The following is a 21,194-nucleotide window of genomic DNA, read 5'->3' on the forward strand; positions in this document are numbered from 1 at the left end:
ACAAAACGATAGTTCACAACCAATTAGAGATAATCAGAACAAACATGTTTATTTCTGTTTAATATCAAACAAATGTTTAACAAAAGAGAAATACAATCTATTCAAAGTTGAATATGAAGGGTAATCAGAAAGAAATGTTAAAATTCTTTACCGACCTAAATTTAACATTTTAAGTTTAGAAATTGATTAAAAAAATTTAGCCCTAGCATTTGAAGCCCTTTTTTACAGCTTCAAAAGCTTTTACCCATCAAAATATAGAAATGTTTTACCCGGAATTCAGGTTATTTGAGTATTTTAGAATTGCATAAAGATAAAAATACATAAATTTGCAAGATTATAAATAATAGTAATATGAGTTGTGGATGCAAAACATCCGGCGATTCTGCACATTCTTGTGGTCCTAAAAAAACCGCAAATGGCTGTGAAAATGTAAATACCTGCGGGAATAGTTATAAATTAAGTGTTTTTGACTGGCTTTCTAACATCAACAATCCAGCACCAAACAGGTGTGATTTTGTAGAAGTTAGGTTTAAAAATGACAGAAAATCGTTTTATAAGAATGTAAATAATATCCCTTTACATATAGGTAGCGTAATTACAGTAGAATCTAGTCCGGGACACGATGTAGGCGTAGTAAGCCTTACGGGAGAATTAGTAAAGATTCAGATGAAAAAGAAAAAGTTTTCTGAAGAATCAGCACTTAAAATATACAGACAGGCCAACCAAAAGGATCTTGAGGTATGGCAGGAAGCGAGAAAAAAGAAGACGGCGTAAAACTTGAAGCAAGAAAAATTGCTCAAAGATTAGGTCTTGAAATGAAGGTCACTGATGTTGAATATCAGGGAGATGCTTCAAAAATAACGTTTTATTACACTGCTGATAACCGTATTGACTTCAGACAGTTGATTAAAGATTATGCCGGCGCTTTCAGAACCAAGATTGACATGAAACAAATCGGGTTCAGACAGGAAGCTGCAAAAGTAGGCGGAATCGGATCTTGCGGACGTGAACTTTGCTGTTCTACATGGTTAACAGACTTCAGATCTGTAAACACAAACGTAGCAAGATATCAGCAGCTAAGTATTAACCCTCAGAAACTTGCAGGACAGTGCGGTAAGCTTAAATGCTGCCTTAACTATGAGCTTGACAGCTATTTGGATGCTCTAAGCAACTTCCCTTCTTCTTCCACTACACTGGAAACAGAAAAAGGAAAGGCATTCTGTATTAAAATAGACGTTTTCAAGAAAAAAATGTGGTTTGCTTATGTAGACAATTCTATCGCATGGTATGATTTTGATATTGATCTCGTTAAAAAACTGATTTCAAAGAACAAAAGAGGAGAAAAGATACTTCCTTTAGAAGATCTGAAACAGCCTGAAACATCAACCCAAAGTATTGACCTGATTCAGGAAAATAATGTAGACCGCTTCGAGAAGAAAAACAGAAACAACAGAAACAGAAACAATCAGAACAAGCCAAACAATAATCAAAGTCAAGGACAAGGACAGGCTCAGGGACAAAAGAAAAACAGACCTGAAAGACAGGAAAGACCTAACAGACCTGAGAAATCCGAAAACCAGAATGCTAATTCAGGAAACCAGCCAAGACAGCCCAAACCCCAACAGCAGCAACAACAAAAAGCTCCTGTGGAAAAAGTAAAAGCTGAGACCAATCCTGATGCAGACAAAGCTCAACAAAGCAACCCAAACAAGAAAAAATTTAAAAAGAAATATCCTCCAAAAAAAGATAAAAATGCGTAAAATTTTAGGATTATTCACCTTTATCCTTTTCTTTAGCTGTAACTCTTCCTCAGGAGAAGATGTTATCATGAATTCCGTTGACAATAAGTGGAATAAGAAAAGTGAGCAAAAATTTAATCTTGAAATTTCAGATCCGCAGAATCCTAAAAATATTATATTTGTCGTAAGAAACAACAACAATTATCCTTACAGTAATATAAGGTTTATTGTGAATTTCACTAACCTTCAGAACAAGAAAAAGGAAACCGATACCCTGAATTATGTTCTGGCAAAACCGAACGGAGAATGGCTCGGTACAGGCTTTGGTGACACAAAGGAAACATTGTTTCAGTATAAATTAAATTATAGGTTTCCAGCGAAAGGAAAATATGAAATCGGCCTAACCCAGGCGATGAGAAACGATAACCTTCCTGGAATTGAGGATGTTGGGATAAAAATAGAAACGGCTAAACCGTAACCATCAATGGAAGTAAATAACAAAAATGCAGGAAATAAGGGGAAAACATTTCCTCTCCCTCCTAAAAAAAAGAACACCTCTTGGAAAAAATGGGTCTCCTTTATTTGGATTGGGCTCATTGCGGTAGTTTTAGGAATTTCAGGACTTTTCTTTGCGGTTTCCCAAGGATTCCTTGGAGAGATGCCGGATGTAAAGGAACTTGAAAATCCGGATATATTCGTCGCTTCTGAAATCATATCTTCAGACGGAGTAACACTGGGTAAATTCGAAAAAGAAAAAACTCAGCCTATCGTATACAAGGACCTTCCTCCTTACCTAATCTATGCCCTTCAGGCGAAAGAGGATGAGCGTTTTAAAGAACATTCAGGAATTGACTTATACTCTATTGCCAGAGCTGTTGCTTATGGTGGAGGACGTGGTGGTGGTTCTACCATTACCCAGCAGTTAGCAAAACTTCTTTTTACAGGAAATGCCTCTCAGAATAAAGTTGAAAGAGCATTCCAGAAACTGAAAGAATGGGTGGTGGCTGTAAGTCTTGAGAAAAGATATACAAAAGAAGAGATCATCACTCTTTATTTCAATAAATTTGATTTCTTGTTCAATGCAAATGGTGTTGAAATGGCATCCAGAGTTTATTTCAACAAAAAAACCTCTGAGCTGACCCTTCCGGAAGCTGCTACTTTTGTGGCCATGCTTGAAAACCCAAGAAAAAACAACCCTTACAGATATCCTGAAAGAGCAAAGGAAAGAAGAAATGTTGTATTGGATCAGATGCAGAAAACAGGATATATTGATGCAGCTACGTATGAAAAAGCAATCAACACTCCTGTAGAGGTAGATTTCCACCCAATTAAAAGTATCACTGACGGTTATTCTGCTTATTATAAATTCTACCTGAGAAAAGAGATTGACAAATATCTTGAGACTCATGAAAAAGAAACCGGTAAAAAGCTTAACCTCTATAAAGACGGATTAAAAATTTACGTAACTCTTGATTCTAAGATGCAAAAGTATGCTGAGGAAGCTATCAAAGAGCACTTAACGGATCTTCAGAAAAGATTTGATGCCGAACAAAGAGGAAGAAAAAACAGACCTTTCTATTACCTTACTGATAAACAGATCAATGATGTAATGCTTCAGGCTATGAAAAGAACAGGCCGATACAAGTTGTTAAAAGCGGACGGCATGCCTGATGATTCCATTATGATGGAATTCAAAAAACCAATCAAAACTTCGAGGTTCACATGGGCCGGAGAAGAAGAGGTTGAAATGTCACCATGGGACTCTATCAGATACCACAAGCAAATTGCACAGGCAGGTCTAATGTCAATGGTTCCTGGAACCGGAGAGATTAAAGCCTGGGTAGGAGGTATCGATTGGCAACACTTCCAATATGACCACATCAAGCAAGGGAAGAGACAGGTAGGATCTACCTTCAAGCCTTTCGTATATGCAACAGCAATTATGAAACTGGGAATGACTCCTTGCTCAACAGTTTCCAACGGAACGTATGATCACAATGGATGGCATGTACCGGGAAGAGGTGGAATGCTTACCTTGAAAGATGGTTTAGCACACTCTCAGAACCCGATTGCCGCAAGACTTATCGAAATGACAGGTGTAGATGCTGTTATCCAGACTGCAAGAGATCTTGGTGTAACAGAAGACATCCCTAGAAACAATACCATTGCCCTAGGTTCATCAGATATTACCATCTATGAGATGCTAGGTGCCTACAGTACTTTTGCCAACTATGGAAACCACAATAAACCGGAAATGATCTGGAGAATTGAAGATGCCAACGGTAGAGTAATTAAGGAAGTTAACGTAGAGCCGAAGGAAGTAATGAACCCAATGTATGCCTACACCATGATTGAACTGATGAAAGGTGTAGCACAGTATGGTACTGCATCAGGAGAACTGGGAAGAAGAGGAATTTCAAAAGCAGTTGAAATTGCTGCCAAAACAGGTACTACACAGAATAACTCCGATGGTTGGTTCATGGGAATCACACCAAAACTAGCAACAGGAGCCTGGGTAGGATGGGAAGACAGAGCAACTCACTTCTTTGGAACCGGTGAAGGTCAGGGTGCGAGAATGGCATTACCAATATGGGCAATCTTCATGAAGAAAGTTTGGGCAGACAAAACACTGGGAATTACTCCGGATGATAAGTTCACCAAACCTTCAGACTGGAAAGACGGCTGTTCAAACCTTAAAGGATTAGGTGGCGGATATGGAGATGACGGAAGCCTTCAGACCATTGATGAGATCAAGAACCCAAGAGCTGCAGATCCAACTCCTAAAAAACCAACAGAGAAGAAAGAGGAAAACATTAATGAAAACCTTCATTCAAACGACGAGGTAGATTTTAATAAATAAATTCTCTTTTAAAAATACATAAGACCTTTCAATCATTTGGAAGGTCTTTTCTTTTATAATTAATACCTTTGAAGTATGAATATTGAACACATCAGCCAGCCTTTCATCAAGAAATTTCCAGGAGACTTCTCTAATAATCCTATGCAGAGAAATACACCTAAGGTTTTATTTTCAACGACTCAGCCTGCCGGTTTTGACAATCCTCAGTTAATAGCCTTCAATGAAGCTTTATCAGAAGAAATAGGATTAGGTAAGTTCGAAGAGAAAGATCTTGGGTTCTTAGTGGGAAATCACCTTCCAGATAATATTCAAACCTACGCTACTGCATATGCAGGCCATCAGTTTGGAAATTGGGCAGGTCAGCTTGGAGACGGAAGAGCTATACTTGCTGGTGAGATTACCAACAGTTCAGGAAAAAGAACAGAAATCCAGTGGAAAGGAGCAGGTGCAACTCCTTATTCCAGACATGCAGATGGAAGGGCTGTACTCAGATCTTCCGTAAGAGAGTATCTGATGAGTGAAGCCATGTTTCACCTCGGCGTTCCTACAACCAGAGCGTTGAGTCTTGCATTTACTGGTGAAGATGTTGTTCGTGATATTATGTATAACGGAAATCCACAGTTGGAAAAAGGAGCTGTAGTGATCAGAACCGCTGAAAGCTTTCTTCGTTTCGGCCACTTTGAACTGATGTCAGCCCAACAGGAATATAAAACCCTGCAGGAACTTTTGGATTTCACTATTGAAAATTATTATCCGGAAATCGCATCATCAGACACTCAAAAATATAAAGACTTCTTTGAAAGCGCTTGTACCCGCACAGCCAATCTTATGGTGGAATGGTTCAGAGTAGGATTTGTACATGGGGTCATGAATACGGACAACATGTCTATTTTGGGCCTAACAATTGATTATGGGCCCTATTCCATGATGGATGAATATGATTTAAATTTCACTCCCAACACCACCGATCTTCCGGGAAGAAGATATGCCTTTGGAAAACAGGGACAGATCTCTCAATGGAACCTGTGGCAGCTAGCCAATGCCCTTCATCCAATAATTAAGGATGAAAAATTTTTAGAAAATACATTAAACAGATATGGTAATTATTTTTGGGAAGCTCATGACAAAATGCTTTGCAGAAAATTTGGTTTTGATGAATTGAGAAAAGATGATGAAGAGTTTTTCACCAATTGGCAGGGATTAATGCAGGAACTGGAACTGGATCATACTTTATTTTTCAATCAATTGGAAAAACTAACCGCTGATATGGATTTAAAAGAGCACTTCAGCAAGATCTCCTACTCTTTTCTAAATGAAGATAAATTGAGAAAACTCAAAAAATTTATTGAAAGTTATGAGGCCAGGTTAGGTTTAAATACCATTTCAAGAGAAGAATCTTTACAAATGATGGCGAGGTCCAATCCAAAATTCATTTTAAGAAACTATCTGCTTTATGAATGCATTGAGGAAATTAATAATGGTCAAACAGAAATGTTGAACAAACTCATAAAAGCATTGGAAAACCCTTATGAAGAAGTATTTCCTGAGTTTTCTACTAAAAGACCATCAGGCTATGATGATACTGCAGGATGTTCTACACTTTCGTGCAGTTCTTGATAAAAACAATATAAAAACAGGGTAAATATTGAATTATTCACATCATATTAAATATTTTCACTAATTTTAGAAAAATATTTTAACATGAAAAGAATTCTACTATCCTTAGCTTTATTAGCAAGCGTTTACAGCAGCGCTCAAACTGTATTATCTGAGAATTTTAATGGCGGAACATTCCCTCCAACTGGCTGGACAAGATCAGCTACACTGACATCAAACCCTTGGGGCCCATCCAATTCAGCTTCAACATTTCCTTCGAGTGGAGCCAATGCTATAGCTACCTATTCTATTGGCAATACTACATCTGCAGCAATTGACTATGCTTCTGCATCTAATACAGCTAATCTTACAAGTCCCACTTTTAGCTTAGCAGGTGCTACAGCTCCTGTATTAAAATTCAAAGTAGTAGTAGGCTGGTCCTATATGATCAATCAAAACTTAGGAGATCTGATTGCACAAGTATCCACAAATGGGGGTGCAACATGGACAACATTATGGGCAGAAGATACTGAAACAGGATTTATTGATGATGGTGATGGTAATGAGGACACCGACTTCTACAATACTGTATCAGTTCAGAAAGATTTGGCTGCCTATATAGGACAAACTAATGTTCAGATAAGATTCCGATATACAGCAACAGATGCTGACGCTGTTTCCATAGACGACGTACAGGTTCTTACAAACGGAACATTAGGAACTCATGAAGTTTCATCTAAAAAAACATCATTAGAAATCTATCCAAACCCAACAAAAGGAGAAATAAATATCAAAACAGATAAGAATATCAAATCTTCAACAATATTTGATATGACAGGAAAGTCATTATTACAAAACCACAATGAAAAAGCTGACATTTCTTCACTTCCAAAAGGAGCTTACTTATTGAAAGTAATATTTACAGATGGATCTTCTTCTACAAGAAGTATTATCAAACAATAATCATAACGTGTATACAATCTTCCTAAAACCACCAATTCTGGTGGTTTTTTATTTTACTTTTGCAAAAAAATACGACACGTGTCATTAATCAAGACAAAATTTATTAATTTTTTGAGGCTGGTTTTTCCTTCCTCTTATACAGAACTGGGAGTTTTCCTTTTCTTCATTACCTGCTACGGAATTCTTGGCTCTTATATTGCCATTCATTACAGAATTATCTTTGACAGTAGAATTCCCTGGGATGCTTACTTCAGTTTTGACAACAAATCAATATTGATGACCGGAGGGAGCTTTGAAAGACATCCTCTATCCTACTATTTTTTTAACTGGGTCAGAGAGTTTTGTTTATTTATATCAGGAGGAAAAATGGATATGACTTTTAGACTATCTCTTGCCTGGCTCAGCAATATCATTATCACCTTGAATGTTGTTCAGATTTTTAAATATCTTAAGAATATCATCAGACTTCCATTATTCTATAGTCTTTTAATCACTTTATTTTTCGGGATATTTTCTACCAACATTATCCTATCCTTCACTCCTGAGAATTTTACCTACACATTATTTTTGCTTTCGTTGTATAACTATTACGCGGCAATAAAACTCAGAAAAGAAGAGAAAATACCCGCAGGCGCTTTATCTCTAGCAAGCATTACCATTGGAGGACTTACCATTACCAACATTGCAAAAGTTTTTATTCCGGTACTTTTCGAAAAAGGACTCTTTAAAAGCTGGAAAAAAATAGGCAGCGCTATTACAAGAGCAATAATAGCCATCATTATTTACGCACTGCTTTATCTTTATAGAATTGATTTTAAATACCAGAATATATTTTCAAAGACCAACCAACAATATGAAAAGTTTTCTAATGTAGAGTCTATGCCAACATGGGATATGATTTTATCTTTCTTTTTTGGCGGCAATATTCTCTTCCCAAGCTTCATTATTTCAGACAAACACAATATGAAAGGATTCGATTTTAAAGGTCTTTACATGGATCTCTATTCATCTGCAATCTCCTATATTTTCATTGTACTATTATTAATACTGATAAGTTGGAGTTATGTAAAGAATTTTAAAAACAAATGGGTTCAAGTTATCATGATTTCATTTTTCTTTGATATCATCATCCATTGCATCATGAGATTCGGGCTTCATACCTCATACATCTATGGCGGACATTTTGTTTTTGTGTACCCATTGCTTATTGGGCGGCTCTTCTATGCCTACAGATCCTCTCCAAGAACCATAGCCTTCTTAACATTAATATTCTGTTTCATGTTGGTTTATTTACTTATAAACAATCTGTACAGAATGTCAGAATTCTTTTGGTTCCTAGAAACCTGTTATCAATAAAAAAAGCCGGGATAATTCCCGGCTTATATATTTTAAAATATTCAATATTACTTTGCTTCTGAACAGAAGATTCTGTATTGTACAGCTACTGCAGATTTGAAATACTCTCTTATTCTAGAAAGATCGCCCGCAGCACTTTGCTTAGTGAAATAACTTCCAGCTAAAATCTTATAATTAGGTCTTAAAGAAGCATCTGTTTCCACTTTCAGATTAGGAAATCTTTTTCTGAAATAAGACTTCACTTCATTAGCTTCTTCATTGCTTTTTACTGTTGTAATCTGAATTTTATAGCCTAAAATTCTAGGATTTTTTCTACAGATTTCTGCATTCGTTAATTCTCTATTCGGCACATAGATTTTGGGAGGTTTTGTACTGATACCTGAAGAAATACCAGAGTCATTATTACCATAATCCTTAGATGGATTATTAGTCACAACCTTTGAACATTTATCTTCAACTCCTTCCAAAGCAGCATTTATTTTGGAATCCATAGTGATGACAAGCTCTGTTCCTGAAAGCGTATCTTTTTTAACAACCTGCTGGGCTTCAATACTATAAAAACCAAACAACGATAATATCGAAAATATTTTGATCAAATTTCTCATTTAAACTTGTTTCCGCAAATTTATACAAATTAAAAAACTATACCAAACGAGTTATTTAGAATCAATACAAATTAAACGTAAATGATATTTTCCCCTTTCTATATGCCGTTAAATTTCTGTTAAAAATATTATTTTTGCGGAATTGATATGTTTCAATAATTTACTAACATAAGATAATTTAAATGATTAGTTGGAGAAAGCATTATAAAAAAACGTTGATCGCAATAGGCTTATTGCTATCAACCAGTGCTTCATTTTACGGGCAAGACGGCGATCCTAAAAACGGAGAGAAACTTTTCAAAGCGAATTGTACTGCATGTCACGCGCTGGACAAACAGGTAATTGGCCCACCATTAAAGGGGGTTGTAGAACGTGTAAAGACAGAAGGTGGTGTAGACAGAGATTGGCTTCATAAGTGGATCAAAGACAACAAAGCTCTAAGAGCTTCAGGGGATAAATACGCCAATGAAATTTTTGAAAAGTATAATAAAACTGAAATGTTACAGTTTCCTAATCTTACGGAGAAGGATATTGATGACATTTTAGCTTTCACTACTAATCCTCCGGCTCCGGAAGAGAAAAAAGCGGAAGCAACTCCTGCAGCTGGTGCAGCTACGGCAGCTCCTGCAGACAAAAGCACAACAAACATCGTTGTTATTTCACTTTTAGCCATTGCAGGTCTATTAGTTTGGATCTTGGTTAAACTAAGACAATTAGTAAAACTAGGTCAATCTGAAGAATTAACAGGGCTTAACGAAACAAGAGTTCGTTCATTCAAGGAAATGTATGAGAAGTTCCATTATGTAGGAAAAGGATTAATAGCTATTCTTGCTATTCTTGCTGCTTACGGAGTTTGGAACTGGTTAATGTGGATCGGGGTTTACAAAGGTTACAAACCTGAGCAGCCTATCTACTTCTCTCACAAAATCCACGCTGGAGAGCAAAAAATTGACTGTCAATTATGTCACTCTAGTGCTAAATACGGAAAAGTATCTGAGATTCCTTCTATGAACGTTTGTATGAACTGTCACAGAACAATTTCTGAATACAACGCAGATCACTACATGGAGCCAGGAAAAGATAAGGCATTCTATGACGGCGAAATCCAGAAGATCTACGCTGCAACAGGTTGGGATCCTGCTAAACAACAATACACAGGAAAAACACAACCGGTTGAATGGACAAGAATCCACAACATGCCAGACTTCGTTTACTTCAACCACTCTCAGCACGTAATTGCTGGTGAACAAGCAATCATCAATTCTTTCAACAAGAAGAACCCTAACAACAAAATTGATGTTGTTTGTAAAGCTTGTCACGGTAAAATTGATACAATGAATGTTGTTCAGATGGCTAACGACTTCACTATGGGATGGTGTATCGAGTGCCACAGAACTACTGAGGTTGATATGAACAACGGTTATAATAAAGAGTACTTCAAAAATCTACACGACAAGTTGAAAAAACAATATCCACAAGATGGAGGTAAAATCACTGTAGATGCAATTGGAGGTCTTGAGTGTGGTAAATGTCATTATTAATAACTAAAAAATTAGAAGTATAAATGGCTTCAAACAAAATACAATTCAGAAGTATTCATGAACTTAAAGATCCAGCTTTGAATAATAAGCTGGCTCAGAAAGAGTTTCAGGAAGAAATTCCGGTAGAAGATTTCCTTGGAGATGCTGAGACAAACGGATCAAGTACTTCAAGAAGAGATTTCCTTAAATTACTAGGATTCTCTACAGCAGCAGTTACTTTAGCTGCCTGCGAAGCTCCGGTAATCAAAACGATTCCTTATGTGGTAAAGCCGCATGATATTATTCCGGGAATCCCTAACTATTACGCTTCAACATATTTTGATGGGTTCGACTTTGCTAGTGTTTTAGTAAAAACTAGAGAAGGTAGACCAATCAAGATTGAACCAAACCCGGCTGGTGGTGATTTAGGTAAAACTAACGCAAGAGCTCAGGCAAGTGTACTTTCTCTTTATGATAATGATAAAGTAAAACAGCCTAAACTAGACGGTAAAGATGAAACTTTCGATAAAGTAGACAGTTTCGTGATCAAAGGTTTGGAAGAAGCTAAAGCGTCAGGCAAAAAGATTGTGGTTTTATCACACTCTTTTGCTTCCCCAACTTTCAAAAAGTTATTCGCTGAATTCAAAGCTAAATATCCTACAGCTGAATTAGTAACTTTCGATGCATATCCGTATGCTGCAGGACTAGATGCTGCTCAGGAAGTTTTCGGACAAAGAGCATTACCTGTTTATGACCTTAACGGTTCTGAATTGGTAGTTTCTTTCCAGGCTGATTTCTTAGGAGATTATAACGCGTCAAGCTTAGAGACTTCTTATGCTGCGGCTAGAAAACCAGGAGCAAACATGTTGAGACACATCCAAGTGGAATCTAACATGTCTTTAACTGGTGCTAACGCTGACTCAAGATATAGATTAAAGCCAAGTGCTGTAAACAAAACTTTAGTTGAAGTTTACAATGCAATCGTAGGTGGTGGTACTTCTGATAAGACGGCTACTGAAATTGCAAACGAACTGAAAGCAAAAGGAAGCAAAGCTGTTGTTTTCGCTGATGGTTCTAAGGGAGCACAGGTTTTAGCACACTTAATCAACCAAAAATTAGGTTCAGTAGCTTTCACAGGTAAAGCAAACTTCCTAAAAGAATTTGACGGTGCAAGATACCAGGAATTCCTAGGTTGGGTAAACGGTGGACAAGTTGGCGTATTAGTTACCAACAACGTAGATCCTATCTATGCTCATCCAAAAGGAGAAGACTTCAAAAAGTCTTTATCTAAAGTTCCTTACGTAATTGCTGTTGCTGATAAGAAAAATGAAATGTACAAAGCAGCTAAGGCTGTTATTCCAGTGGCAAACTGGTTAGAGTCTTGGGGAGATATCGAACCACAGACTGGTGTATATTCATTAATGCAGCCTACGATCCAGAAGATCTACAAATCAAGACAGATTGAAGAATCTCTATTGGTTTGGAAGAATGGTAAGAACAATGCTGCTAATAACTACTACGACTATTTAAAGGCAAACTCTGCTTCTCTTTTAGGTAGTACTTCTTTCAACAAAGCATTATATAACGGTATTAACCCTTCTACTAACTCAACAACATTATCTTATGCAGGTGGAAATGCTGCTCAGGCTGTTGCTGAATTAGGAAACTTCAAAGCTTCCGAATTAGAATTAGTATTATACACTAAGACTTCAATGGGAGACGGAACTCAGGCAAACAACCCTTGGTTACAAGAGTTACCTGACCCGATCACTAGAATGTCTTGGGATAACTACTTGACAATTTCTCCAAAAGATGCAGAAAAGTTTGCTATCGATAACGATCTTAACGCAAGAATGCAGTTAGATGGTTCTATCGTAAACCTTACTGTAAACGGAGTTACAATAAAAGACGTTCCTGTATTCGTACAGCCAGGTCAGGCAGAAGGATCAGTAGGTCTTGCGCTTGGATATGGTAAGAAAAACTCAGGAGCAACTGCTGATACAGGGGTAAATGCTTATCCTTTATTCGATGGTTCTAACCTTGTTCTTTCTGGTGTTAAAATCGAGAAAACAGGAGAAGATCACGAATTCGCAGGTATCCAGCTTCAAAATACATTAATGGGTCGTTACGAAATCGCTAAGGAAGTTCCTTTAGCTGAATTCATCAACGTACCATTTGATGATGAGCACAAAGGATGGAATAAGCCTTTGGAATACCACACTATCAGTGGAGCTCTTCCAGCGAGAAAAATCGACCTTTGGGATGCATTTGATGATACTGACGGTCCTCACTTCAACTTATCTATTGACTTGAACTCTTGTACAGGTTGTGGAGCATGTATCATAGCTTGTCAGGCTGAGAACAACGTTCCTGTAGTAGGTAAAGAAGAGGTAAGAATGTCTAGAGATATGTACTGGTTAAGAATTGACCGTTATTATTCTTCAAGACAGAAGGTAGAAGTATATGAAGGATTAAAAGAAGGAATGGCTGTACCTGAATTGTATGGTACTGCATTCGGAGACGGAGGGGCATTGAACCATCCGGCTGATAATCCAGATGTAATCTTCCAACCAGTAATGTGTCAGCACTGTAACCACGCTCCATGTGAAACTGTATGTCCGGTAGCGGCTACTTCACACGGTAAGCAAGGTCAAAACCATATGGCTTACAACAGATGTATCGGTACAAGATATTGTGCAAACAACTGTCCGTACAAAGTAAGACGTTTCAACTGGTTTACTTATAACCTAAATGACAAGTTCGATTACAATATGAACAACGATTTAGGAAGAATGGTACTTAACCCTGATGTAGTTGTTAGAACTAGAGGGGTAATGGAGAAATGTTCAATGTGTATCCAAATGACTCAGAATACAATTCTTGAGGCTAAGAAAGAAGGAAGAAGAGTGCAGGATGGAGAATTCCAGACAGCTTGTTCTAAAGCTTGTTCTACTGGTGCAATGACATTTGGAGACATGAATGATAAAGATTCTTCAATTAGAAAGGTATATGCCTCTAACAGAAGATATTATTTACTTGAGGAGATCGGAACAAAACCAAACGTGTTCTATCACACTAAAGTAAGAAACAGAGTAGAAAAATAAAGTTTAAATAATAAATAGGTAAAAAATGTCAGGACATTACGAAGCTCCGATAAGGGAACCTCTAATTATTGGTCACAAAACTTATCACGATATCACAGAAGATATTGCACGACCTATCGAAGAAAGAGCAGGTAAATTATGGTGGATTTCATTATATGCAGCCTTAGTTCTATTCATCTATGGATTCGGATGTATCGCTTATACTATCGGAACAGGTATTGGGTCATGGGGGCTTAACAGAACTATTAACTGGGGTTGGGATATTACCAACTTCGTATGGTGGGTAGGTATCGGTCACGCCGGAACCCTAATCTCAGCAGTATTATTATTATTTAGACAGAGATGGAGAATGTCTGTAAACAGATCTGCAGAGGCGATGACGATCTTTGCGGTTGTACAGGCAGCAATCTTCCCTGTAATTCACATGGGTAGAGTTTGGGTTGGATACTGGGTATTCCCATTACCAAACCAATTCGGTTCTCTTTGGGGGAACTTCAACTCTCCTCTACTTTGGGACGTATTTGCGATCTCTACGTATTTCTCAGTGTCAACTGTATTCTGGTTCATGGGACTAATCCCTGACTTTGCAATGATCAGAGATAGAGCGAAAACTCCTTGGACTAAGAAGATTTATACTTTCCTTGCATTCGGTTGGGGTGGTAAAGCAAAACACTGGCAAAGATTCGAAGAACTTTCTTTGGTTCTTGCAGGTTTAGCAACTCCACTTGTATTCTCAGTACACACAACCGTATCTTTTGACTTCGCGACTTCAGTAATTAAAGGATGGCACTCTACGATCTATCCTCCTTACTTCGTTGCCGGTGCGATCTTCTCAGGATTTGCAATGGTACAGACACTATTGTTGGTAGCTAGAAAAGTTTGTCACTTAGAAGAATATATTACAATGTATCATATCGAAATTATGAACATCGTAATCGTTCTTACAGGTGGTATGGTAACAGTAGCTTATGCAACTGAATATTTCATCGGATGGTACTCAGGATCTAGATTTGAAGATTTCACATATCTTTCTCCAGGTGCTGCTGTAGGACCTTACTGGTGGGCATTCTGGTCATTGATCATCTGTAACCTTGTAGTTCCTGCTTCATTCTGGTTCAAAAGAGCAAGAACGAACATTATCTGGACATTCATTGTTGCTTTGATCATCAACATCGGTATGTGGTTTGAGCGTTTTGATATCATCGTTATCAACCTTTCTAGAGACTACTTACCAGGATCGTGGACAATGTTTAAACCAACGATCATTGATGTGGGTGTATACTTAGGAACTATCGGATTCTTCTCTGTATTATTCTTATTATATGCAAGAACATTCCCTGTAATTGCACAGGCTGAATTAAAATCGATTTTGAAAATCTCAGGTGAAACTTATAAAGCAAAAGAAGGAGATGAGCACCACTAAAATTGTATACGGACTTTATGCTGACGACGACGATTTAATGAACGGCGTTAAAGCATTCAACGATAAAGGAATCGCTATAAACGAAGTGTATACTCCGTTTCCGGTTCACGGACTAGATAAGGCTTTAGGATTAAAGAAAACTAGAATTTCTGATGCAGCTTTCATCTATGCTTGTTATGGTGTTACTATTGGTGCTACTTTAACTTGGTATGTGATGAACCATGACTGGCCTCAGAACATCGGTGGTAAACCAGCATTTGACTGGGGACACAATATGCCGGCATTCGTAGTTCCAATGTTCGAATTAATGGTATTCTGTGCAGCTCACATGATGTCTTTAACTTTCTTAGTTAGAAACAAAATGTATCCAGGAGCCCCTGCTCAGAACCCGGATCCAAGAACTACTGATGATAAATTCATGATGGAATTCGTAACTGAAGATGTAGAATCTGTAAAACAGTTGCTAATTGAAACTGGAGTTGAAGAAATAACTGTTAAAGACGCTTAAAATGAAAAAGAATGTATTAAGAATTACAGCAGTTTTAGGTTTAACAACAGTTTTACTTAACTCTTGCGGACCAAAGGAGAACACTCCATTGGTTTATTTCCCGGACATGTATTTTCCGGTAGCTTATGATCCATTGATGAAAGCTCAGGATGCGTATTCAGATCATGAAAATGAAATTCCTGCTTTCGTAAAGAATAATGGTGCAACAGGTCTTTCTCCAGTAGAAGGATCAGTTGCTCAGAATAAAGATGGAGTTTTTGAAGAAAGCTTATTACCAAAAAATGTTGACGAGTACAACGCTGGTTATGATGCTTCTAAAAAACTTACTGCTTCTCCTCTAAATCCAGCTAATGCTGCTAAAGATCTTGAAAGAGGAAAAGTATTGTTCGACCACACTTGTGCTGCATGCCACGGAACAGGAGGTGATGGACAAGGACCAATTGTACAAACAGGAGCATTCTCTGGAGTACCAAACTATGCTGATAGAGAGCTTACAGTAGGATCTGTTCATTATGTATTAACAAACGGTAGAAATGCCATGGGATCTTATGCGGGACAATTGAACGCAGGAGATAGATGGAGAGTAGCAATGTATGTGATGAGTGCTTTCAAAAAAGGAGCAGCAGCACCGGCAGCAGCTACAGCGGCGGCACCAGCAACTGAAACGACTACCGAAACTAAAAAATAAGAAAAGAAATGTATAGTTTTTCACCAAAATTAAAATCAACTTCTATCATACTTCTTGTTGTAGGTTTAGTTCTGTTTGGTATTGGTTTCTTTATGAACAAAGGACTTTCTACTGAGCAAATAGAACACATGATGGAAGCTGTTCATGCTTCTGGACATGATGCTCCTACACACTCAAGTGAAATGGTTGGACCGCAGGATCATGCTGCTCACTTAGAGCACGCTACAATGCAGGTTCATAACCAGCCTTTAGCATCGCTGCACTTTGTAGCAGTGTTCTTCTTTGGAGTAAGTTGTGCTGTATTGTTTTTTTACTGTATTCAGCATGCTGCCCACGCTGGTTGGCCAATTATTATTACAAGAGTAATGGAAGCTATCGCTTCTTATATTCCTTACGGAGGGGCTATTCTGGTTATTATGATGATTTTAAACATCACTCACAATGGCCACCTATTCCACTGGATGGATCCGGAATTAACGAATCCTGAATCTGCACACTTCGACGTAATTTTATTCGAAAAGAAAAGATTCTTGAATATACCTTTCTATGCTATCAGAACAATCATTTATGTAGTAGGTGCTTCTTTCTTCGCATGGAAACTTAAAGCTCAGTCTAAAAAAGTAGACGATACTAAATCTAAAGTTGAGTATCAAATGCTTTACAGATGGGCAGTAGGATATATTGCATTCTTCGGATTTGCTTCTGCTGCTTGGGCTTGGGACTGGTTGATGTCTATTGACCCTCACTGGTATTCTACAATGTATATCTGGTATTCAATGGTTAGCTGCCTTTCAAGTGGTATTGCTGTAATCATTTTATTAAGTGTTTATCTTAAGAAAAATGGTTTCTTACCACAGTTCAATGACAACCACTTACACGATTTAGGAGTTTTCCTTTTCGCTACAAGTATGCTTTGGACATATACATGGTTCGCTCAGTTCATGCTTTACTGGTATGCAAACGTTCCTGAAGAGGTTAATTACTTCTTCGGTAGATTCCAGCACTATGGTACTACATTCTTACCAATGCTAATCATCAACTTCTTATTACCACTATTGGTATTAGTAAGTAGCAGCATTAAGAGAAACTACAAAGTAGTTACCACAATGGCAGTAGTAGTTATCTTAGGTCACCTTTTAGATTACTTCAACATGGTAATGCCGGGAACGGTAGGACCATTCTGGAACACTCCTGAAGTATTCTTATTAATCTTAGGAGCAGTTTTATTCGTAGCTGGACTATTTATGTTTACTGTACTTTCAGCTTTATCTAAACTGAAGTTGATTCCTACAGGAAACCCATACTTACACGAATCTGAAATTTATGAATATCCTTTCTAAGGACTCCATAAAATAAACTATAAAAGACTGATTGTTAAAACAATCAGTCTTTTTTTTACATTCACTTATAACCATTACTTTTAAGACAATGTGATGACAATAACAAATCAAAAAATAAAATCTACTATTAATAAAGGTTTTAGTAAATTTGCAACAAACCAAATAAAAATGAAAAAGTTTTCTTTTCTACTTGTTTTCAGTCTGTTGCTTTTTACAGCATGTAAGAAAGATCATGTAGATGCTACGAATACTAAAACGCTGCAGTCAAGTATCAATGATATGACTTCCAGCCTACCTACCATTAAACAGATTAAGTTTAATGAAGCTCTTTATATACTTAAAACATTTGGCGTGGAAGCTGATGGGGATGTGAATGAGCTAAAAGCTCTTGGAAAACTGATTAACGGGAAAAAAGTTCCTGAGATCATGACCTTAGCTGATGAAGTTGCACAAAAAAACGGAATCGAATGGGCCAGTACTAACCCACCTTCATTAGGTGAAATGAATATCTTCGGTGATGATAAAGCCAAAGAAAGTGACCCTAATGATGTAAAAGCAGGAGCATTGTCAATTGTTACAAGACCAACAGGAGATGACGGAAACGGATCTCCAACAGCTATTCAGATCGTTCCAAGATTAGTAGATGCTGCAGGAAACCCTGTATCATTTACAGGAGCAGGTTTGGAGGCTACCTTAGAAGTTTTCAGTAATGGAGTAAGACTTTCTACTGCTAAAAACCTGATGCAGGATAATAACTTTAAGGGATTCAACCTTAAATTCTCCTCTATCCCGGCTTCAAAAGTAGTAGATAACAAAATCGATATCACAGTTTCTGTAAAAACAACGGCAAAGACATTCAAAATGTCTAAAATCGGATTGGATGTAAATGCAGCAGCCTTGAAAGTTCCTGCTGTTCCAAAAACTGATACAACCGCTGTTCCACAACAACCAAGTGCTGTAGTAGATCCTAATAATCCGGCAACCACTACTCCAACTCCAACTACAGAACCTGGTACAGCAACTCCGACAGCTCCGGCATCACCTAAGCAGCCCACTGCGGATCCCAAAAATACAGTTAGTAAATTCCTGAGCAGTGTAGGTTCTCAAAACCTTAAAGCAGCTTATGATGCTTCCAATAACCCAAGCTGGGGAAGCTATGAGTCTTTCTCCAATCCTAATTCAGGTTTTGGGGCTGTAAAGAATGTAAGCGTAAAAAATATTACCACCAGTGCATCTAATCCAAATGGAGCGAGTGTAAATGCTACTTATGATGTAACGGATAAAAACGGAAAGACAACCTCATTAAAGGTAACTTTCGGACTTAAAAATGTAAATGGAGACTGGAAAATTTCCAGCTATAAAATCAACCCATAAATGGCTTCATCAGAACTTATCAAAAGACTAGAAGAAACAATTGAAAATATTCCGGACTTTCCTATTCCAGGAATTCAATTTAAGGATATTTCACCTATCTTTTTAGATCCTAAACTTTATGAAGATGTAATTGCAGACCTTGCTGCTCACAGTAAAGGAAAAATAGATGCAGTATGCGGAATAGAAAGCCGTGGTTACCTTTTTGGAATTGCAATTGCCGTAGCATTGGAAGTTCCTTTTATCTTAATCAGAAAAGCGGGAAAACTTCCACCTCCTGTTATCTCAGAAAAATATGACCTGGAATACGGAAGTGCAATTATCGAAACCCGTGAAGGACAGATAAAGCCCGGACAAAGAGTTTTAATCCATGATGATCTTTTAGCAACAGGAGGAACAACCGAAGCGGCTGCTAAATTAGTAGAAAAACAAGGGGCAACTGTTTCTCAATTCAGTTTCCTGATTGGTTTAACAGGTTTGAATGGAGATGAAAAACTTAAAAAGTTTGGCGCAGAGGTCTACCATATTTTAGAATATTAATATTCAGAATAAAAAATATGCTTCGGCTCCGCTCAGCATGACAATTACTAGAAAAACCACAGGTTTAGAAATGTCATACTGAACAGAGTCGAAGCTTTTTTATGATAAATAAGAACAAATTCTCAAGATTTAAATAATAATACCAATAAAGTATTTTGTAAATCTCTAAGAAACAATTAAATTTGCAATTCAATTTTTAAAAACTTATGGCAAAATTGGGAAAGAATGCTCAGAACGAGCAAGAAGGTAAAGAAACGGTTGAGTTCTTCAAAGACCTTGACAGAGAGGCCTTAAACACTGAGAGATTTCTTGAAAAATATTCAAAACCGTTAGGGATTATATTTGGAGTTTTAGTGTTAGGAGTTTTAGGATTCTTCGGATATAAGCAATTTGTAGTTGCTCCTAAAAACGCTGAAGCTGTGAAAAGCTTCCTAGCTGCTCAGAAAAACCTTACAGAAAATAAAAACGCTGAAGCTTTAGGAGGAAAATCTGCTGCAAACCCAGGTTTCATCGGAACTTCTAATGAATATTCTGGAACAAGCATCGGACAGCTATCTGCTTACAACGCTGGTTTATTGAAATTCAAAGAAGGAAAGTTCCAGGAAGCTTATGATCTATTAGATAAATTCTCTTCTGATAACAAAACGCTAATGGCAATGAAATACGGAGCTATGGCTGATGCAAAATCAGGATTGAACAAAAATGATGAAGCTTTATCATTATTAGACAAAGCAGCTACTGCTTCTGATGACCCTTATACTACTTACTTCTTCACAAGAAAAGCAGGTATTGTAGCTTTAGGATTAAAGAAAAATGCAGAGGCTAAAAAATACTTCTCTTCAATTGACGAGAAATACCAGGATTATGACAACGGAATGTCTGATTCTTACATTGAAATGACTAAATATTACTAAAAAATGGCAACAGTTAATCTTTCCGATTACAAGCCACTTCATATAACCAATGCCGAAGATTTTTCTATCGGCATTGTTTTTTCTGAGTGGAATGATTTTGTAACGTACAATCTTCGTGATGCAGCTTTGGAAATCCTTGAAAAAGAAGGAGTAAAACCAGAAAACATTAAATTATTTCCTGTTCCGGGAGCTTTCGAGCTAAGCTATGCAAGCATGCAGCTTTGCAAAGAAAGAAAATATGATGCTGTCATCTCTATCGGATGTGTAATCCGTGGAGAAACACCTCACTTTGACTATGTTTGTTCTGCTGTAGCACAAGGAATCAAAGATTGTAATATCATGACAGATACTCCTACCATTTTCTGCGTACTAACAGATGACACCAAAGAACAATCTATTGCAAGAAGCGGTGGAGACCTTGGGAATAAAGGAGTAGAAGCAGCAGTTACTGCGTTAAGAATGATTGATTTCAAAAAGAATTTATCCGATAAAAAAGGAAACATCGGTTTTGGACATTCTTAATCGTTGACCTACTTTAACAATATACCGGGACTATTTTTTAATAGTCCTTTTTTTGTTGGAAGATGAAAGGATAAAGACCATATTATTAAACATTAGTTTAAATCATACCTCTGAATTCTTAAAATCTTATAATAAATATCAGGTT

16 protein-coding genes and 1 pseudogene are annotated in these 21,194 nt (G+C 37.3%); 16 read left to right on the forward strand and 1 reads right to left on the reverse strand.

The window, feature by feature from the left end:
- Positions 1-351: 351 nt before the first annotated feature.
- The 6 genes and pseudogenes from H5J24_RS22415 to H5J24_RS22440 all read left to right on the forward strand — a co-directional run bounded on the left by H5J24_RS22415 (position 352) and on the right by H5J24_RS22440 (position 8,514).
- A pseudogene (locus tag H5J24_RS22415) lies at positions 352-1,760 on the forward strand (PSP1 domain-containing protein).
- Entirely contained in the window at positions 1,753-2,217 is a 465-nt protein-coding gene (locus tag H5J24_RS22420; protein ID WP_068940781.1) for a gliding motility lipoprotein GldH, read from the forward strand. The pseudogene H5J24_RS22415 and the gene H5J24_RS22420 overlap by 8 nt, the downstream one beginning before the upstream one ends.
- A gap of 6 nt (positions 2,218-2,223) precedes the next feature.
- Positions 2,224-4,599 (forward strand): transglycosylase domain-containing protein, encoded by a 2,376-nt coding sequence (locus H5J24_RS22425; protein WP_068940783.1) that lies wholly within the window; start codon positions 2,224-2,226, stop codon positions 4,597-4,599.
- A 75-nt stretch (positions 4,600-4,674) separates the two neighbouring features.
- Complete coding sequence (locus tag H5J24_RS22430) at positions 4,675-6,216, forward strand: protein adenylyltransferase SelO (RefSeq protein WP_068940785.1); 1,542 nt, start codon at positions 4,675-4,677, stop codon at positions 6,214-6,216.
- 84 nt (positions 6,217-6,300) lie between these two features.
- The gene (locus tag H5J24_RS22435; protein WP_068940788.1) at positions 6,301-7,158 is read left to right on the forward strand and encodes a T9SS type A sorting domain-containing protein; all 858 of its coding nucleotides are present in this window, start codon (positions 6,301-6,303) and stop codon (positions 7,156-7,158) included.
- A gap of 78 nt (positions 7,159-7,236) precedes the next feature.
- Positions 7,237-8,514, forward strand: coding sequence for a DUF6080 domain-containing protein (locus H5J24_RS22440; protein WP_228407582.1), 1,278 nt, complete (start codon positions 7,237-7,239; stop codon positions 8,512-8,514).
- A gap of 47 nt (positions 8,515-8,561) precedes the next feature.
- Here H5J24_RS22440 and H5J24_RS22445 read toward each other — a convergent pair whose 3' ends face one another.
- Complete coding sequence (locus H5J24_RS22445; protein ID WP_068940789.1) at positions 8,562-9,119, reverse strand: SPOR domain-containing protein; 558 nt, start codon at positions 9,117-9,119, stop codon at positions 8,562-8,564.
- Positions 9,120-9,301: 182 nt separating this feature from the next.
- Between H5J24_RS22445 and H5J24_RS22450 the strand changes: the two genes are divergently transcribed.
- The 10 genes from H5J24_RS22450 (at position 9,302) to ribH (ending at position 21,049) form a co-directional block, all read left to right on the forward strand.
- Entirely contained in the window at positions 9,302-10,660 is a 1,359-nt protein-coding gene (locus H5J24_RS22450; RefSeq protein ID WP_068940792.1) for a c-type cytochrome, read from the forward strand.
- A 23-nt stretch (positions 10,661-10,683) separates the two neighbouring features.
- The gene (locus tag H5J24_RS22455; RefSeq protein WP_068940794.1) at positions 10,684-13,743 is read left to right on the forward strand and encodes a TAT-variant-translocated molybdopterin oxidoreductase; all 3,060 of its coding nucleotides are present in this window, start codon (positions 10,684-10,686) and stop codon (positions 13,741-13,743) included.
- Between the two features lie 25 nt (positions 13,744-13,768).
- The gene (gene nrfD, locus H5J24_RS22460; RefSeq protein WP_068940796.1) at positions 13,769-15,166 is read left to right on the forward strand and encodes an NrfD/PsrC family molybdoenzyme membrane anchor subunit; all 1,398 of its coding nucleotides are present in this window, start codon (positions 13,769-13,771) and stop codon (positions 15,164-15,166) included.
- Positions 15,153-15,674, forward strand: a complete 522-nt coding sequence (locus H5J24_RS22465; RefSeq protein WP_027371993.1) for a DUF3341 domain-containing protein — start codon at positions 15,153-15,155, stop codon at positions 15,672-15,674. The genes nrfD and H5J24_RS22465 overlap by 14 nt, the downstream gene beginning before the upstream one ends.
- 1 nt (position 15,675) lies before the next feature.
- Positions 15,676-16,362 (forward strand): c-type cytochrome, encoded by a 687-nt coding sequence (locus H5J24_RS22470; protein ID WP_068940798.1) that lies wholly within the window; start codon positions 15,676-15,678, stop codon positions 16,360-16,362.
- An 8-nt stretch (positions 16,363-16,370) separates the two neighbouring features.
- On the forward strand, positions 16,371-17,702 hold the full coding sequence (locus H5J24_RS22475; RefSeq protein ID WP_045491796.1) for a hypothetical protein: 1,332 nt from the start codon (positions 16,371-16,373) through the stop codon (positions 17,700-17,702).
- Between the two features lie 168 nt (positions 17,703-17,870).
- A complete protein-coding gene (locus tag H5J24_RS22480) occupies positions 17,871-19,076 on the forward strand; it encodes an NTF2-like N-terminal transpeptidase (protein WP_068940800.1) in 1,206 nt (401 codons plus the stop codon).
- Positions 19,077-19,613: an adenine phosphoribosyltransferase gene (locus tag H5J24_RS22485; protein ID WP_068940802.1), complete on the forward strand. Its 537-nt coding sequence runs from the start codon at positions 19,077-19,079 to the stop codon at positions 19,611-19,613.
- Between the two features lie 206 nt (positions 19,614-19,819).
- Positions 19,820-20,527 carry a YfgM family protein gene (locus tag H5J24_RS22490; RefSeq protein ID WP_068940804.1) on the forward strand — a complete coding sequence of 236 codons (708 nt, stop codon included), beginning with the start codon at positions 19,820-19,822 and terminating at the stop codon, positions 20,525-20,527.
- Between the two features lie 3 nt (positions 20,528-20,530).
- Entirely contained in the window at positions 20,531-21,049 is a 519-nt protein-coding gene (gene ribH, locus H5J24_RS22495) for a 6,7-dimethyl-8-ribityllumazine synthase (RefSeq protein WP_065395674.1), read from the forward strand.
- Positions 21,050-21,194 lie beyond the last annotated feature (145 nt).

This window comes from Chryseobacterium capnotolerans, assembly GCF_021278965.1.
GTDB classification, from domain to species: Bacteria; Bacteroidota; Bacteroidia; order Flavobacteriales; family Weeksellaceae; genus Chryseobacterium; species Chryseobacterium capnotolerans.

Bases quoted from the DNA above. Each gene is read 5' to 3' on its own strand.
- H5J24_RS22485 (WP_068940802.1), top strand. From the start codon at position 19,077: ATGGCTTCATCAGAACTTATCAAAAGACTAGAAGAAACAATTGAAAAT.
- H5J24_RS22425 (WP_068940783.1), top strand. From the start codon at position 2,224: ATGGAAGTAAATAACAAAAATGCAGGAAATAAGGGGAAAACATTTCCT.
- H5J24_RS22470 (WP_068940798.1), top strand. From the start codon at position 15,676: ATGAAAAAGAATGTATTAAGAATTACAGCAGTTTTAGGTTTAACAACA.
- H5J24_RS22450 (WP_068940792.1), top strand. From the start codon at position 9,302: ATGATTAGTTGGAGAAAGCATTATAAAAAAACGTTGATCGCAATAGGC.
- H5J24_RS22435 (WP_068940788.1), top strand. From the start codon at position 6,301: ATGAAAAGAATTCTACTATCCTTAGCTTTATTAGCAAGCGTTTACAGC.
- H5J24_RS22420 (WP_068940781.1), top strand. From the start codon at position 1,753: ATGCGTAAAATTTTAGGATTATTCACCTTTATCCTTTTCTTTAGCTGT.
- H5J24_RS22475 (WP_045491796.1), top strand. From the start codon at position 16,371: ATGTATAGTTTTTCACCAAAATTAAAATCAACTTCTATCATACTTCTT.
- H5J24_RS22480 (WP_068940800.1), top strand. From the start codon at position 17,871: ATGAAAAAGTTTTCTTTTCTACTTGTTTTCAGTCTGTTGCTTTTTACA.
- ribH (WP_065395674.1), top strand. From the start codon at position 20,531: ATGGCAACAGTTAATCTTTCCGATTACAAGCCACTTCATATAACCAAT.
- H5J24_RS22490 (WP_068940804.1), top strand. From the start codon at position 19,820: ATGGCAAAATTGGGAAAGAATGCTCAGAACGAGCAAGAAGGTAAAGAA.
- nrfD (WP_068940796.1), top strand. From the start codon at position 13,769: ATGTCAGGACATTACGAAGCTCCGATAAGGGAACCTCTAATTATTGGT.
- H5J24_RS22430 (WP_068940785.1), top strand. From the start codon at position 4,675: ATGAATATTGAACACATCAGCCAGCCTTTCATCAAGAAATTTCCAGGA.
- H5J24_RS22465 (WP_027371993.1), top strand. From the start codon at position 15,153: ATGAGCACCACTAAAATTGTATACGGACTTTATGCTGACGACGACGAT.
- H5J24_RS22455 (WP_068940794.1), top strand. From the start codon at position 10,684: ATGGCTTCAAACAAAATACAATTCAGAAGTATTCATGAACTTAAAGAT.
- H5J24_RS22445 (WP_068940789.1), bottom strand. From the start codon at position 9,119: ATGAGAAATTTGATCAAAATATTTTCGATATTATCGTTGTTTGGTTTT.